Origin of the sequence: Bacillus sp. FSL H8-0492 (genome assembly GCF_038006145.1) — a bacterium.
Classification (GTDB): Bacteria; Bacillota; Bacilli; order Bacillales; family Bacillaceae_G; genus Bacillus_A; species Bacillus_A mycoides.
Map to the genome: position 1 here is coordinate 1,733,900 of NZ_JBBOUP010000001.1, position 16,345 is coordinate 1,750,244.

Below are 16,345 nucleotides of genomic sequence, written 5' to 3' on the forward strand. Positions count from 1 at the left end.
AGCGCTCTTATCTTTATTCACTCTTATTAAGTTGATACGTATAAGACTCAGTATCGTTAGTGCTAAACTCTTTGACTAGAGTAAGTTGATTTGTATCCGGATTATATTTGAAAATTTTGACCGTACGTTCGCTACTTAGTGATGGATTATATTCTTGAATAGCAAATGTATTTTCAGCAATCTGTGTCATATTACTGGTGGAAATATTTTCTATGGAATCATGATTTGTAGAAATTTCAACGACTCGTTCACCGTTGAAAAATAAAAGAACGATTACTAAAATAACTAAACATATTCGTATATAGCGAAGTTCTTTACTAATAGGGTGTTCTCCCAAAACAATCATCCTTTCTGTAACTATTGTATAGTAGTGGTGGTAGTCATCGTGAAGAAACTAAGAATACCGAGACCAGCTAAAAGGATAAATGAGATTAAAGCGACATAGAGACAAATACGTCCCACTTGCTTTTTTTCAGGATCTTTACTGAAGAGCGAGATGATCCAAGTGATAATCCCGATTGGTGAAAATATAAAACTAAGAATATATAATAGTATTTTTTCAAATAAATTCATAAAAATCCCCCTTTTTGAAAGCTCTACATGTGCAGTTTTCTTCGTATTAGCGCTGCTGTTATGTAGGAAAGTACAGAATAAACAGTACTATAAACAATCCAAGCGTCTAAGTTTTGTAAAGCTAGGTGTATATTAAATTTAGAGACGATAATGAAAAATATAAGTGGAAGTGGAACAGTAAAAGAAATAATAATTGCAGCCCATTTGAATTTGTATAGTAAGGTGCTAAAAAAAATACATAGTAATGGTAAAGTGAAAAAAACAAAAGTGAAAGGGTTGATAAGTAATTGTAAAATACATATCACCTCGCAAGTTTTGTATTTATTTCTAATTATATGATAAAAAGGGAAATATTTCATCCTGACTATAAATATTCTAACTATTTCGACTGTGAATATTTCCAAGCTTGTCCGTATAAGCTAAAATAAGGTATATAGTATTTTGGTGATTATGTAATAAGAAGATAAACACGTAAGGGTGATATAATATGTGGCGGAAGCTTACCATTATTGTAGTGTTACTTTGTTTAGCGGGATATGCAGCTTATGAACAGTTTGGTAAAGAGGATCAAGTAATGCAAGAAAAGCCTGCCAAAAGTGAAGCGGCTATGAAAGAGATTTTCGCAAGGAACGGTATTGAAATTGGAAAGAGCGCACCAGATTTTGAATTAGCAAAGATAGATGGAACGAATGTAAAGTTATCCAATTTAAAAGGAAAGAAAGTTATTTTAAACTTTTGGGCAACGTGGTGTGGGCCTTGTCAGCAAGAAATGCCTGATATGGAGGCCTTTTATAAAGAACATAAAGAAAACGTAGAAATTTTAGCTATAAACTATACTCCTTCAGAAAAAGGAGGGGGAGAAGAAAAGGTAAGGAACTTCGCTAAAGAAAAAGGAATTACTTTTCCTATTTTATTGGACAAGAACATTGATGTGACAACAGCGTATAAAGTAATTACCATTCCAACTTCTTATTTTATTGATACAGAAGGTGTCATTCAAGATAAGTTCATTGGACCGATGACGCAAAAAGAGATGGAGAAACGGATTGCTAAATTAAAATAACGGTGAAAAGGTAGAGGTGGAAAGTTACCATTTCTGCCTTTTCTTTTTCACGTAGTGATAGCAGCGTGTTATGATAAAAGAAATATAAACGTTTAGAGGTAAAGGAGTGTTTGAAGTGGGGAATATATCCTTACCGTTAGATTATGTTGTAATTGATTTTGAAACAACAGGATTTAACCCTTATAATGATAAAATTATTCAAGTCGCAGCAGTGAAATATCATAATCATGAACTAGTAGATCAATTTGTTTCCTATGTGAATCCAGAGCGTTCAATTCCGGACCGAATAACGAGTTTAACAGGTATTACAAATTATCGTGTTTCAGATGCACCGACGATTGAAGAAGTATTACCTTTATTTTTAGCATTTTTACATACAAATGTTATTGTCGCTCATAATGCATCTTTTGATATGCGTTTTTTAAAAAGTAATGTAAATATGCTTGGACTACCTGAGCCTAAAAATAACGTTATTGATACTGTGTTTTTAGCGAAAAAATATATGAAGCATGCGCCTAATCATAAACTTGAAACGTTAAAACGAATGCTTGGAATTCGATTAAGTTCTCATAATGCATTTGACGACTGTATTACGTGTGCGGCTGTTTATCAAAAATGTGCAGCGGTTGAAGAAGAAGGAAAAAGAAAAGCGAATAAGGAAGTACTTGATGAAACAGCGGTATTTGAAGCAGTAAAAGAAATGCTTGTACGAAATAAACGTGATATTGAGTGGATTCGTTGTATGAATGTTGGGAGTTATTTAGATATAAAAGCCTTTTACCCAATTATAAGGTTAAAGGTCAAAGGGCGAAAGAAATATGTGTTAACAGAAAAAATGGAAGACGATGTAAGAGAAATTTGTACGAGCTTAACATACGAGGCAGCATTGAAAAGTGAGATTGGCAACACGAGAATTATGATTGACAGTGTAGAGGACATTTTGAAGCTAGAGAGCTACATTGTAGCAGAATACGATTCTGTATTACGAGCGCTGGATGAATATAGAGCAAATAAAGTAAATGCGGATGAAGAAATTAAAAAATATTTAAATACGATGGTGTAAAAAATCCCATGTGCAATATATGCGCATGGGATTTTTTATCAAAACATAAAATTTTCTTGCAAATCTGATTAAAGAGTTTTTCATTTGCTCATACTATGTAATAAGAAAGCGTAGAAGAAAGGGTGAGCAACATGAGAAGAAGTCGCCGTAGATCGTTTGAAGAACTTGTAAATGAAAATAAACAACAATTATTAAGCGATCGTGATGCAATGGATCGAATTGAAAAACGAATTGAAAAACGTTATGAAATGAAACTTTTTAAGCAGGCTGAATAATTCTTAACACTAGTACGATACTAGTGTTAAGGAGGCGATAGTAATGGGTAATCCGAAAAAGAATTCAAAAGACTTTGCACCAAATCAAATTGGAACACAATCGAAAAAAGCTGGTGGCAATAAAGGAAAGCAAATGCAAGACCAAACTGGCAAACAACCAATTGTTGATAACGGTTAAAAAAAGGAGAATGTCATCATTCTCCTTTTTGTGTGTTTGGATAATATTATAAAAATATTTAAAAAGCTGACTTTCGTCAGCCTTTTTTCGTAATTGTAAAGTTTTCAACGAGTAAACGCCAATTTTGTGGGAATGGTAGACCAATCTTCCAGTAACTAATACCGCCAATGCCTTGTTCTTTCATTAAATTGAATTTACTTTGAATAGACCTCGAATCTTCAAACCAAACCTCGTGTTGTACGCCGTTTTCATCAAAGTAATTAAAATGTGGAGCTTGGGCTGTGAAATCATAGCGGATAGGAACATTGTATTTACGAGCAAGTGCAACAGCTGCGACAGAGCTAACTGCTTTTGCGGGTGGATTCCCTTGTTTGAAAGGAAGTTTCCAATCAAATCCATATAAATTTTGCCCCATCATAATTTTTTGTGGGGGCATTTGAGATTTTGCATATTGAAGTACTTCTTTTACAGGACCAATAGGGGAAATCGCCATCGGTGGTCCACCTTGCCAACCCCAGTCGTATGTCATAATGACGACGAAATCAACAATTTGTCCTTGTGCTTTATAATCGTGAGCCTCAAAAAATTTCCCTTTTTGATTTGAGCTCGTTTTCGGTACAAGTGTTGTATTTAATGTGTATCCGCTAGGTAAGCGTGTTTTCACATTTCGTAAAAAACGATTATACGCTTCGCGATCTTCAGGTGCCACACTCTCGAAATCGAAATGAATGTCTCGCATGCCATATTTTTCAGCTGTTTGCAAAATGTTAGTAATAAACTTGTTTTGAATTGTTGCATCGCGTAAAATAACCGAGGTCAGATCGGCACTGAAATTTCCATTTTCAATATTTGTAATAACGAGCATAGGGATGGTGTTACCTTGCGTTGCAATATTAGCGATTTTCGCTGTTTCCGTCGGTTCTTTTAAAGTGCCGTCTCTTTTTGCTTCAAAGCTGAAGTAGGCTAAATATGTTAAAAATGGATTAATAGCACGTGTAGCATTTACTAAACTTTCTTTTATCGGTATTGTTGAAGGCTGTAAATAAGCAATGGATTCTACTGCTCGTTTTGTTCCTTTCGGTATATATAATTGCTGTCCGACATGGAGAATAGATTTTAATGAAAGGTTATTAACTTTAGCTAAACTGGCGAGAGGGACGTTATACGTTTGAGAAATTCGATAAAGGCTGTCACCTGGCTGTACATAATAATTATTGCCTTTTGTATTAACGATAAGTGCCTGACCAACAACGAGTGTTTCAGCTGGATTTAGTCCATTGTCTTTTACAATTTCTTCAGGTGTAGATCCGTACTTTGATGCTAAACCATAAACACTATCACCGCTACGAACAGTTACAATTTGGATCATGTGCTTGCCCCTTTCGGTAAAAGATTCACTGTTTTTATTTTATTTTTGATTCCTCTGTATTATGATTAAATGTATGCAAGGTAGCAGAAGTGAAAGAAGGCGAATAGAAATGTTTGTAGCAGAACATGAAGTTGAAATCCGCTATGCGGAAACAGACCAGATGGGTGTTGTTTACCATTCAAACTATTTAGTGTGGCTAGAACTTGGGCGCACTAAACTTATACAAGAATTAGGATTTTCATATGTTGAAATGGAGAAAGAGGGAATTATTTCTCCTGTATTAGACTTGCAAATTTCATATCGTAAAGCGATGCGTTACGGAGAAAAAGCTATTGTGAAAACGTGGGTTGATACTGTGAGCCCGCTCCGCGTTGTATATGGATATGAAATTTATAATGGTGATGGCGAACTTTGTATTACTGCAAGCACGACGAATATTTGTGCGAAAAAAGAAGGGTTCCGCCCTGTATCATTTAAAAAATTATATCCTGAGTGGTATGCGAAATATGAGGAAATTAAAAAGAAATAAAGTGAAACTTTAATCAGTGGGGGTCTTACTACCCGCAAATAGCGGGATAAAAAAAGCGTGGCAGAAGCCACGCTTTTTTATTTTTCATAATTAAATTGAGGGAAATCATCACCGTCGTTAAGTGTAACTAATAAATTATGTCCATCGAAGAACCACTCATCATCGCCTTCAATAAAGAAGTTAATACCTTCTTCTTGAGTTTGAACAGCAGGGTGCGCAGGGTCATCTTTACGAATACCTAAAGAAAGTCCTTTTTGCACAGTACTGCAACCGCCGTATTGTACGAAAAGGCGTATTGTTTCACCCGATTGTAAGTTTAATTCGTTTTTATACCATTGTGCTGCTTCTTTTGTTACGGAAAGATTCATGTATAGTTCCTCCAAATTATGTTGCTTTTTCTTTTAGTATAAAAAATAACGCAAAAAGACGCTATTAATATGCTTCACGTTTTCTTTTTGCGTTATGTGGGTTACGATCTTATTTTTGCTTTTTTGAAAAGTTTGCTTTTGGTTCAGTTTTATTTATAATTCGTCCGATATTTGCACGGTGTTTATAAATAACCATACCTGCTAATAAACACATCGCAATAATGAAGATTTTATCCCCGCTAACAATGGATGCAATAACAGCAACGACAGCTGTTATCATAGAAGAAAGTGATACGTATCTTGTTGTAAATAAAAGGCTGAAAAAGACAACAGCTAATATTGCAAAAACAACTGGTGAATAGCATAATAGCACCCCAGCAGAAGTTGCAACTGCTTTCCCCCCGCGGAATTTTGCGAAGATCGGATAGACATGTCCAAGAACAGCGGCTAATCCAAACCATAGTGGGTGAATATCTGACCCGAAAATAATCGGTAGACCTGTTGCTAATGTACCTTTTAAAATGTCAGCAATTGTTACGATAAAACCTGCTTTTTTCCCTAATGTACGGAATGTATTTGTTCCGCCTAGATTACCGCTTCCATGCTCACGAATGTCGATTCCATAACCAATTTTTCCAACGACTAATGCAAATGGAATCGAACCGAGTAGATAGGCAACGATAAATAAAAGATATGTAATAACCATGAGTTCAGTCTCCTTTATACAAATGTGTTGATAAAGGGTAAAAAGAGTTTTTCCCATTTATTGTACCATACATTTGTAAAGAGCACATTTCTTTTTTATAAATGAAAAAGTCATTAATTTTTAAAAAAACTTTCACAGGAATGTTACATTTTTCACAGGAACAGAAGAACTATATGTTGTATGATTTTAATCAAAAGACAACAACATGTTGGTGGAGGGTTATGAATGTTGAAACAAAATGTACGTGGAGAAGAATTAATGAAAGTATTTGAGACAATTATCCACGGTAATGAACAAGATTTAATGCAGGAAAATGCAAATGTAGATGGTCGATCTCCAATGGGAGTAATGGGAACGTTCGCATCTGAGAGCGCAAAGTATTATGCAGTAGAAAAATTATTATCAGATCAAGTGAAAAAAGCGATAGATCAAAATATATTATATCCACATGATTTAGATTTTTATGCAACAGGAACGACGACTTGTTCGCAAATTCCGTTAGCGCAAATGCTAGCTAACGGTTTTCATACTGGACATGGACATATGAGACAACCGCAAGACATTAAAAGTGCGTTGGCGCTTTCTTCAATTATTTTTCAGGCGAATCAAAATATGCAGCACGGTGGTCAATCGTTTGCACTCTTTGATATTGATTTAGCTCCATATGTGAGAAAAACAGTAAAGAGACATAAAAAACGACTACAGTCATATCCGCTTACGAAAGAACAAATAGAGGAATTTGCATGGAAAGAGACAGAAAATGATACGTATCAGGCGTGTGAGGCTTTCGTTCATAATTCAAATAGTATGCATAGTAGGGGCGGGGGACAAGTACCATTTATTTCTATTAACTACGGAACAGACACATCGAAAGAGGGAAGACTTTTAATTAAGCAACTTTTAAAAGCGACGCAAGCTGGACTTGGTAAAGGAGAAACACCGATTTTTCCTATTCAAATTTTCAAAATGAAAAAAGGGGTGAACTTTGAAGAGTGTGATCCGAACTATGATTTATTTGAATTAGCGTTAGAAACGACCGCTGAGCGATTATTCCCTAACTTTTCGTTTTTAGATGCTCCATTTAATGCAGTGCACTATGATGGACGACCTGAAAGTGAAGTATGTTACATGGGATGTCGCACTCGTGTTATGTCTAATATACATGGAGAAGAAACGGCAATAGGAAGAGGTAATCTGTCGTTTACTTCTATTAATTTAGTGAAATTAGGGCTAATTAGTGGATCGAAAGAAGCGTTTTTTGAAGCGCTAAGTTATTATTTAGATTTAGGCGTTAAGCAATTATTAGAGAGATTTGCTTATCAATGTACAAAGAGAGCAAGAGATTTTCAGTTCTTATATTCACAAGGTGTATGGCGCGGTGGAGAGACGTTACAACCTGAAGATGCTGTGGCACCGATTTTAAAACAAGGGACGTTAAGTCTTGGTTTTATCGGTCTTGCAGAATGTTTAGTAGCGTTAACTGGAAAGCATCATGGAGAAAATGAAGAATCGTGGAAGCTTGGATATGAAATTATTTCCTTTATGAGAGAGAGAATGGATAAGGCGATGGAAGAACATCAACTCAATTTCTCTGTAATTGCAACGCCGGCAGAAGGGTTATCAGGAAAGTTTGTGAAAAAAGATAGAGAAGAATTTGGTGTAATTAGCGGTGTGACAAATCATAATTATTATACAAATTCGTTCCATGTACCGGTGTATTACAATATTCAAGCGATAGATAAAATTCGATTAGAAGGACCGTTCCACGCTCTTTGTAATGGCGGACATATTACGTACATTGAACTAGATGGTGCAGCTGTGCATAATCAAAAAGCGTTAAAGCAAATTGTACAAGCGATGGCGCAGTACGGAGTGGGGTACGGTTCAATTAACCATCCTGTTGATCGTTGTAAGTGCTGTAGTTATCATGGCATTATCGGGAATGAATGTCCGAGTTGCGGGAATGAAGATGAGAATGAAATAGAAAGAATTCGCCGCATAACAGGATATCTTGTTGGAGATATGTCAAAGTGGAATAGCGCGAAACGTAGTGAAGAGATGGATCGGGTGAAGCATAAATGAAAGTTATGAATATCATTCATGATAGTGTAGTAGATGGAGAAGGATTGCGGACAGTCGTGTTTTTTGCGGGCTGTCCGCATCGTTGTATCGGTTGCCATAATCCGAAATCATGGAATGTTTGCAATGGAACTGAAATGACGGTAGAAGAAATTGTGAAAGAGATTGAAAAAAATTCATTAACCGATGTAACATTTTCAGGCGGAGATCCATTTTTTCAAGCTGCTGAAGTGAAAAAAGTAGCAAAAGCAGTGAAGGATTTGAGAAAAAATCTATGGATTTATACAGGTTACAGGTTAGAAGAGATACAGAGTGCTCAAAATAATGATATGATAGAATTGTTACATTATGGGGATGTTTTGGTCGATGGAAGATTTGAACTTGATAAAAAAGATTTAACACTTCCATTTCGCGGAAGCTCCAATCAACGTATTATTCGATTGAAAGAGTAAAAAGGCGGGATAGGTTATATGAATAAAACAGTATTACTTGTTGAAGATGAAAGAAGATTACGTGAAATTGTTAGTGATTATTTTCGTAATGAAGGCTTTGAAGTAATCGAAGCGGAAGATGGAAAAAAAGCGCTAGAATTATTTGCTGAACATACAATTGATTTAATTATGTTAGATATTATGTTACCAGAAATAGATGGTTGGTCTGTTTGTAGACGAATTAGAAAAGAGTCAGCGGTACCAATTATTATGCTGACAGCACGTTCTGATGAGGATGATACATTACTAGGCTTTGAACTAGGTGCAGATGAGTATGTAACAAAACCTTTTAGTCCGAAAGTGTTAGTAGCTCGTGCAAAGACGTTATTGAAACGTGCGGATGGAGCGGTAGGAGTATCAGAAGAAAATACTATGTCTTTAGCTGGAATAGAAGTGAATCGACTATCTAGAACAGTTTTAGTAGATGGTGAAGAAATTATATTGACACATAAGGAGTTTGAACTTCTTGTTTATTTAATGGAGAACAAAGGAATTGTGTTGTCACGTCAACATTTATTAGATCAGTTATGGGGATATGATTACTACGGTGATGACCGAACGGTTGATACACATATTAAAAAACTGCGAAATAAGCTAGGAGATAAGGCGAAGCATATCGGCACTGTTATTCGAGTAGGTTACAAATTCGAAGAATAACCTTTAATTTACTATGCATCCCGGCTTTGGGATATAGCAAATTTACACTCTCCTTTGTAGGTGGAATGTACAAAAAATACTTTTCTTGTCTACAATGGTAGATAGGAGTATTTTTTTAATTGGATTTCACGATGAGTTCACAAGAAGGACACAAAATGTGACTATACTGAAAGTACGAATTCACCAGGGAGGGGAAATAAAACATGGGATATTACGACGGACCGAATTTGAATGAAGAGCATAGTGAAACGAGAGAAGTGAAAAAATCAGGTAGTAAAAAAGGATATTTTTTCACAGGTTTAGTTGGAGCTGTAGTCGGGGCGGTTTCGATTAGTTTTGCAGCACCGTACATGCCATGGGTGCAAAATAATGATGCAGCTGTTTCGTCATTCAATTCTAATAAACAAGTAGAAGGAACTGTAGTTCCAGTTGTAAATAAAGCGAAAAATGAAACTGATTTACCGGGAATGATCGAAGGCGCGAAGGATGTTGTTGTAGGTGTTATTAATATGCAACAAAGTGTTGATCCATTTGCAATGCAACCGACAGGCCAAGAGCAACAAGCTGGCTCAGGATCAGGTGTTATTTATAAAAAAGCAGGAAATAAAGCGTATATTGTAACGAACAACCATGTAGTAGATGGAGCAAATAAACTTGCTGTAAAACTAAGTGATGGTAAAAAGGTAGATGCAAAGCTTGTAGGGAAAGACCCTTGGTTAGATTTAGCGGTTGTAGAAATTGATGGATCTAATGTAAATAAAGTTGCCACTTTAGGTGATTCAAGTAAACTTCGTGCGGGTGAAAAAGCGATTGCAATCGGTAACCCACTAGGGTTTGATGGAAGTGTAACAGAAGGTATTATTAGTAGCAAAGAACGTGAAATTCCAGTAGATATTGATGGCGATAAGCGTGCAGATTGGAATGCTCAAGTTATTCAAACAGATGCAGCGATTAACCCAGGTAATAGTGGTGGTGCGTTATTTAACCAAAACGGTGAAATAATTGGGATTAATTCAAGTAAAATTGCACAACAAGAAGTTGAAGGAATTGGATTTGCTATTCCAATTAATATTGCAAAGCCAGTTATTGAATCCCTTGAAAAAGACGGAGTAGTGAAACGTCCAGCTCTTGGAGTAGGTGTCGTTTCATTAGAAGATGTGCAAGCTTATGCAGTAAATCAATTAAAAGTGCCAAAAGAAGTAACAAATGGAGTTGTATTAGGTAAAATCTATCCAATATCACCAGCGGAAAAAGCTGGTTTAGAGCAATATGATATAGTAGTAGCGTTAGATGATCAAAAAGTAGAGAATTCACTTCAATTCCGTAAATATTTATATGAAAAGAAAAAAGTAGGCGAGAAAGTAGAAGTTACATTCTATCGCAATGGCCAAAAAATGACGAAAACAGCTACATTAGCAGATAATTCAGCTACAAAGAATCAATAATCGGAATAAAAGAAAGTCTCTTTCATGTTGAAAGAGACTTTCTTTATCGGATATACTAAAGGAATAGGAGGGATAAATTATGATAATTGAAAACCCAACTCGTACGGAAATTGGTGAAGTATTAAAGAAAAGTAAAACGATTGCAGTTGTTGGATTATCAGATAAGCCAGAACGCACATCGTATATGGTTTCAAAAGCAATGCAAGATGCTGGGTACCGCATTATTCCAGTAAATCCAACAGTAGATGAAGTACTCGGAGAAAAGGCAGTTTCTTCACTGACGGATATTAAAGAACATGTTGATATTGTAAATGTGTTTCGTCGCTCAGAATTTTTAAAGGATGTTGCGAAAGAGTTTGTAGAGATTGATGCAGATGTTTTCTGGGCACAATTAGGAGTACAAGATGAAGATACATATAAACTTTTACAAGAAAAAGGCTACACAGTAATAATGGATCGTTGCATTAAAGTAGAGCATGTAATGACAAAATAGTATAGATTTTAAAGATAGAAAGATTGATTCAGCCCTCACTTTTTACATAAGTAGGGCGGATGAACGAGGTGTTCATCATGAGATTTTTTAAAGGCTGTTTTTGGGGATTGTTACTTGTTATCCCATTTTGGATATTGATCATTTGGATCATGATAAAGGTTTGGAATGTATAATGTTGGAATACATATCCATTTCTCGTTGACAAACGATTATTTTTCTGAAATAGTAGCCTAGAGGAATCCTTGTGAAAAAAAACAAGGATTTTTCTATTGAAAATAGTATATAAAAGAGATAAGATAACTTGCCAAAACTATAGTCGAGGCGTTATTCTATAATAGAAACATATGTTCTGATTTGATTAGGAAAGGGGCAAGGAGTTTGGCGAAGCATCAGTTCCAATATAATGAAGATGCAATCCAAGTGTTAGAAGGACTTGAAGCCGTTCGAAAACGCCCGGGTATGTATATCGGGAGTACGGATAGCCGTGGATTGCATCATTTAGTATATGAAATAGTAGATAACTCCGTTGATGAAGCATTAGCGGGATTTGGCGACGAAATTTCTGTCGTAATACATAAAGATAATAGTATTAGCGTAATTGATAAAGGGCGAGGAATGCCTACGGGAATGCATAAGCTTGGAAAGCCGACACCTGAAGTTATTTTAACTGTACTTCATGCTGGTGGTAAGTTTGGCCAAGGAGGCTATAAAACGAGTGGTGGTTTACACGGTGTTGGGGCATCAGTTGTAAACGCCTTATCAGAATGGCTAGTAGTAACGATTAAGCGAGATGGTAGCATTTATGAACAACGCTTTGAAAATGGTGGTACTCCTGCAACGACGTTAGAGAAAATCGGGAAAACGAAAGAGTCTGGTACAACGATGCACTTCAAACCAGATACAACTATTTTCAGCACAACAAATTATAATTATGAAACATTATGTGAGAGATTACGTGAATCTGCATTCTTATTAAAAGGAATGAAAATCTCGATAAAAGATGAACGTAATGATTTAGAAGATGTGTTTCATTATGAAACAGGAATTGAGGCTTTCGTTTCATACTTAAACGAAGAGAAAGATTCGATTCATCCAGTTGTATATTTCTCGGGTGAGCAAAATGGAATTGAAGCAGAGTTAGCGTTTCAGTTTAATGATGGTTACTCAGAAAACATTCTTTCGTTTGTAAATAATGTACGTACAAAAGACGGTGGTACACACGAAGCTGGATTTAAAACAGCAATGACACGTGTGTTCAATGAGTATGCTCGTAAAGTTTCTTTATTAAAAGAAAAAGACAAAAATTTAGAGGGTACAGATATTCGAGAAGGATTAGCTTCGATTGTTTCTGTACGTGTACCAGAAGACGTACTCCAGTTTGAAGGGCAAACGAAAGGGAAACTAGGTACAAGTGAAGCTCGTTCTTCAATTGATGCAATTGTATCTGAGCATTTAGCTTACTTTTTAGAAGAAAACCCGGATGTGGCTACACTTCTTGTGAGAAAGGCAATTAAAGCAGCACAAGCACGTGAGGCTGCTCGTAAAGCGAGAGAAGAAGCGCGTACTGGTAAGAAGAAGAAAAAATCAGAAGGTACTTTAAGCGGGAAGTTAACGCCTGCACAATCACGTAATCCTCAGAAAAACGAATTGTATTTAGTAGAGGGTGACTCGGCTGGTGGTTCAGCAAAGCAAGGGCGAGATCGTCGTTTCCAAGCGGTACTACCATTACGTGGTAAAGTAATTAACACGGAAAAAGCAAAGCTTGCTGATATTTTTAAGAACGAAGAGATCAATACGATTATTTACGCAATTGGCGGAGGCGTAGGGAATGAGTTCGCTGTTGAAGATATTAACTACGATAAAGTTGTTATTATGACCGATGCAGATACGGATGGAGCACATATTCAAGTGTTACTACTGACGTTCTTCTACCGTTATATGAAACCACTTATTGAAGCTGGTAAAGTATTTATCGCACTTCCACCTTTATATAAAGTAAGTAAAGGAAAAGGGAAAAGTGAAGTAATTGAATATGCATGGTCGGATGAAGAATTAGGTGATGTAACGAAAAAGGTCGGTAAAGGCTACATGTTGCAGCGCTATAAAGGACTTGGCGAAATGAATGCCGATCAATTATGGGAAACAACGATGAACCCTGAAACACGTACGTTAATCCGTGTGAAAATTGACGATGCATCAAGAGCTGAGCGCCGAGTTACGACATTGATGGGGGATAAAGTAGAACCTCGCCGTAAATGGATTGAGCGTAATGTACAATTTGGTATGCAAGAAGAAGGAAATATTTTAGAAAATGAAATGATTATGGAGACGGAGGTGGAATAACATGCAGGCAGAGAAGTTTCATGACCTCCCGCTTGAAGACGTGTTAGGTGACCGCTTTGCACGTTATAGTAAATATATTATTCAAGACCGCGCGCTTCCAGATGCGCGTGACGGTTTAAAACCGGTACAAAGACGTATTTTATATTCTATGTATGTAGAAGGAAACGTACATGATAAAGCGTTTCGTAAATCAGCTAAAACAGTAGGTAATGTTATCGGTAATTATCATCCACATGGTGATTCCTCTGTATATGAGGCGATGGTCCGTTTAAGTCAAACTTGGAAAGTACGTAATGTTTTAGTTGAAATGCACGGAAATAACGGTAGTGTTGATGGGGATCCAGCAGCGGCAATGCGTTATACGGAAGCACGTTTATCACCAATCGCATCTGAGTTATTACGTGATCTTGATAAAGAAACAGTAGAATTCGTGTCAAACTTTGATGATACGAGTGAAGAACCTATTGTATTACCGGCAATGTTCCCGAACTTATTAGTGAACGGATCTACAGGGATTTCCGCTGGTTATGCAACAGAAATTCCACCGCATCATCTTGGAGAAGTAATTGATGCTACAATTATGCGTATCGATCAACCGAATAGTTCTGTGGAGGACTTGTTAACAGTTATTAAAGGACCAGATTTCCCTACAGGTGGTATTATACAAGGGATAGATGGCATTAAAAAAGCGTATGAAACAGGTAAAGGTAAAATTATTATTCGCGGAAAAGCAGAGGTTGAAACGATTCGTGGCGGGAAGCAACAAATCGTTATTACAGAAATTCCGTACGAAGTAAATAAAGCGAATCTTGTTAAGAAAATGGATGAATTACGTATAGATAAAAAGCTAGATGGAATTGCTGAAGTACGTGATGAGACAGATCGTACAGGTCTTCGTATCGTTGTAGAATTAAAAAAAGAAGCGAATGCTGAAGGTATTTTAAATTATTTATATAAAAATACAGATTTACAAATTCCATACAACTTTAATATGGTAGCGATAAATAATCGTCGTCCGACACTTATGACATTACCTAAGATTTTGGATGCATATATTGGACATCAGAAAGAAGTTGTTACAAGACGCTCACAATATGAATTAAGAAAAGCAGAAAATCGTCAGCATATTGTAGAAGGTTTAAAGAAAGCATTATCAATTTTAGATGAAGTGATTGAAACGATCCGTGGGTCTAAAGATAAGCGTAATGCGAAAGATAATTTAAGTGCGAAATTTGGATTTACAGAGGCGCAGTCAGAAGCAATTGTTTCACTGCAATTATATCGTTTAACAAATACAGATATTACAGCGCTAGAGCAAGAAGCAGCGGAACTTAGTAAGAAAATTATAGAGTTACAGTCAATTTTACAAAGTGAAAAAAGACTTTTTCAAGTTATTAAAACAGATTTGAAGAGAGTAAAGAAAACATATAGTGATAATCGCCGTGCGATAATTGAAGAGGAAATTGAAGAAATTAAAATCGATGTGGAAGTTATGATTCCGCAAGAAGATGTCATCGTTACTGTAACGAAAGAAGGCTATGTGAAACGAACAGGTTGGCGTTCGCATAATGCATCGAACGGGAAATACTTCGGTATGAAAGAGGGTGACATCTTACTTGAGCGTTTCGATACAAACACGACAGAAACCGTTCTTTTATTTACGAACAAAGGAAATTATATTTATCTTCCTGTGTATGAAATGCCAGAAATTCGTTGGAAAGATTTAGGTCAACACGTTGCGAATCTTGTTTCACTCGAGCGAGATGAATCGTTAATTTGGGCAACAGTCGTACCGAATTTTGAAGAAGAAAAACGATTTATCGTATTTGTTACACGAAACGGTATGATTAAGAAAACAGAATTAAACCAATATAAAGTGCAGCGTTATTCACGGGCATTCGTTGCTGTAAACTTGAAAAAAGATGATGAAGTTGTTGATATATTTGCGACAGATGGGACAAGTGATATTGTTCTTGCAACACATGGTGCATATGCACTTGTATTCAATGAAGAAGAAGTAAGTCCAGTTGGTGTCAGAGCAGCTGGTGTGAAAGCAATTAATTTAAAAGAAGATGACTATGTTGCTTCTGGTAAACCGTTAAATGGTGAAAAAGATCAACTTATTCTCGTTACGCAGCGAGGTGCTGTGAAACGTATAAAGGCATCGGAAATTGAGAAATCAACGAGGGCGAAGCGAGGCCTTGTAATTTTTAAAGAGTTAAAACGTAATCCGTACCGCATTGTCGGTATTGAAATTGTTCGAGATGATGAATTAGTTTACATGAAGACAGAGAAACACATTGTAGAAGAAATTGATCCGAAAGCGTTTCGAAATAAAGACCGGTATAGTAATGGTAGTTTAGTACTAGATGTTAATGATACTGGTGAAGTAATTGAAACGTGGACAAAGAAAAGAACGGAATAAAGTGAAACTTTAATCAGTGGTTTTTTTTCCATCCCCCACTGATTATTAGCCTTCACCAATCGGGCTTTTACGGGCAGTTGGTCTCCCGCCTAACTTCCCTCGCATTCGCCTTATTTTGAGGTGGGAGTCTTACTGCGCGTTAATGCGGGATAAAGGGAGCATCTTGCTATGAATGATAGCAAGATGCTTTTTTCTAAGCAAATCATTATGTATATAAAAATAATCTTGTTATAATGATGAAATGAAATCGTTCTCATAAAGTGAAACTTTAATCAGTGGGGATTTTCT

Annotated in this window: 17 protein-coding genes; 12 read left to right on the plus strand and 5 right to left on the minus strand. The window is 36.3% G+C overall.

The window, feature by feature from the left end; translation table 11 throughout:
- Positions 1 to 13: 13 nt before the first annotated feature.
- Positions 14 to 346 carry a YmzC family protein gene (locus MHH66_RS08855; protein WP_078185255.1) on the minus strand — a complete coding sequence of 111 codons (333 nt, stop codon included), beginning with the start codon at positions 344 to 346 and terminating at the stop codon, positions 14 to 16.
- Positions 347 to 357: 11 nt separating this feature from the next.
- Positions 358 to 573 carry a hypothetical protein gene (locus MHH66_RS08860; RefSeq protein WP_078185256.1) on the minus strand — a complete coding sequence of 72 codons (216 nt, stop codon included), beginning with the start codon at positions 571 to 573 and terminating at the stop codon, positions 358 to 360.
- A gap of 487 nt (positions 574 to 1,060) precedes the next feature.
- Between MHH66_RS08860 and MHH66_RS08865 the strand changes: the two genes are divergently transcribed.
- From MHH66_RS08865 to sspN, 4 genes are all read left to right on the plus strand, one after another.
- Positions 1,061 to 1,636, plus strand: coding sequence for a TlpA family protein disulfide reductase (locus MHH66_RS08865; RefSeq protein WP_002128499.1), 576 nt, complete (start codon positions 1,061 to 1,063; stop codon positions 1,634 to 1,636).
- A 115-nt stretch (positions 1,637 to 1,751) separates the two neighbouring features.
- A complete protein-coding gene (locus tag MHH66_RS08870; RefSeq protein WP_016100849.1) occupies positions 1,752 to 2,699 on the plus strand; it encodes a 3'-5' exonuclease in 948 nt (315 codons plus the stop codon).
- A 131-nt stretch (positions 2,700 to 2,830) separates the two neighbouring features.
- Entirely contained in the window at positions 2,831 to 2,974 is a 144-nt protein-coding gene (locus MHH66_RS08875) for an FbpB family small basic protein (RefSeq protein WP_002014298.1), read from the plus strand.
- A gap of 43 nt (positions 2,975 to 3,017) precedes the next feature.
- Positions 3,018 to 3,152, plus strand: coding sequence for an acid-soluble spore protein SspN (gene sspN, locus MHH66_RS08880; RefSeq protein ID WP_000527988.1), 135 nt, complete (start codon positions 3,018 to 3,020; stop codon positions 3,150 to 3,152).
- A gap of 76 nt (positions 3,153 to 3,228) precedes the next feature.
- Here sspN and MHH66_RS08885 read toward each other — a convergent pair whose 3' ends face one another.
- Complete coding sequence (locus MHH66_RS08885; RefSeq protein WP_078185258.1) at positions 3,229 to 4,521, minus strand: glycosyl hydrolase family 18 protein; 1,293 nt, start codon at positions 4,519 to 4,521, stop codon at positions 3,229 to 3,231.
- A 109-nt stretch (positions 4,522 to 4,630) separates the two neighbouring features.
- Here MHH66_RS08885 and MHH66_RS08890 point away from each other — a divergent pair, with 109 nt between their 5' ends.
- The gene (locus tag MHH66_RS08890) at positions 4,631 to 5,050 is read left to right on the plus strand and encodes an acyl-CoA thioesterase (protein ID WP_002128497.1); all 420 of its coding nucleotides are present in this window, start codon (positions 4,631 to 4,633) and stop codon (positions 5,048 to 5,050) included.
- 77 nt (positions 5,051 to 5,127) lie between these two features.
- Here MHH66_RS08890 and MHH66_RS08895 read toward each other — a convergent pair whose 3' ends face one another.
- Together MHH66_RS08895 and plsY are read right to left on the minus strand one after the other, a co-directional pair.
- Positions 5,128 to 5,418 carry a HesB/YadR/YfhF family protein gene (locus tag MHH66_RS08895; protein ID WP_002033558.1) on the minus strand — a complete coding sequence of 97 codons (291 nt, stop codon included), beginning with the start codon at positions 5,416 to 5,418 and terminating at the stop codon, positions 5,128 to 5,130.
- Between the two features lie 109 nt (positions 5,419 to 5,527).
- Positions 5,528 to 6,124 carry a glycerol-3-phosphate 1-O-acyltransferase PlsY gene (gene plsY / locus MHH66_RS08900; RefSeq protein ID WP_002014306.1) on the minus strand — a complete coding sequence of 199 codons (597 nt, stop codon included), beginning with the start codon at positions 6,122 to 6,124 and terminating at the stop codon, positions 5,528 to 5,530.
- Positions 6,125 to 6,349: 225 nt separating this feature from the next.
- Between plsY and MHH66_RS08905 the strand changes: the two genes are divergently transcribed.
- The 7 genes from MHH66_RS08905 (at position 6,350) to parC (ending at position 16,057) form a co-directional block, all read left to right on the plus strand.
- Positions 6,350 to 8,206, plus strand: coding sequence for an anaerobic ribonucleoside triphosphate reductase (locus MHH66_RS08905; RefSeq protein ID WP_002167839.1), 1,857 nt, complete (start codon positions 6,350 to 6,352; stop codon positions 8,204 to 8,206).
- Entirely contained in the window at positions 8,203 to 8,655 is a 453-nt protein-coding gene (gene nrdG, locus MHH66_RS08910) for an anaerobic ribonucleoside-triphosphate reductase activating protein (protein WP_002128495.1), read from the plus strand. Before MHH66_RS08905 ends, nrdG begins: the two co-directional genes overlap by 4 nt.
- Positions 8,656 to 8,673: 18 nt before the next feature.
- Positions 8,674 to 9,351, plus strand: coding sequence for a response regulator transcription factor (locus MHH66_RS08915; RefSeq protein ID WP_002087776.1), 678 nt, complete (start codon positions 8,674 to 8,676; stop codon positions 9,349 to 9,351).
- A gap of 203 nt (positions 9,352 to 9,554) precedes the next feature.
- A complete protein-coding gene (locus MHH66_RS08920; RefSeq protein ID WP_002185182.1) occupies positions 9,555 to 10,796 on the plus strand; it encodes a S1C family serine protease in 1,242 nt (413 codons plus the stop codon).
- Positions 10,797 to 10,875: 79 nt separating this feature from the next.
- Positions 10,876 to 11,289: a CoA-binding protein gene (locus tag MHH66_RS08925; protein ID WP_002014313.1), complete on the plus strand. Its 414-nt coding sequence runs from the start codon at positions 10,876 to 10,878 to the stop codon at positions 11,287 to 11,289.
- Between the two features lie 378 nt (positions 11,290 to 11,667).
- On the plus strand, positions 11,668 to 13,632 hold the full coding sequence (parE, locus tag MHH66_RS08930; RefSeq protein WP_002014314.1) for a DNA topoisomerase IV subunit B: 1,965 nt from the start codon (positions 11,668 to 11,670) through the stop codon (positions 13,630 to 13,632).
- A gap of 1 nt (position 13,633) precedes the next feature.
- Positions 13,634 to 16,057 (plus strand): DNA topoisomerase IV subunit A, encoded by a 2,424-nt coding sequence (gene parC / locus MHH66_RS08935; RefSeq protein WP_002014315.1) that lies wholly within the window; start codon positions 13,634 to 13,636, stop codon positions 16,055 to 16,057.
- Positions 16,058 to 16,345: the final 288 nt, after the last annotated feature.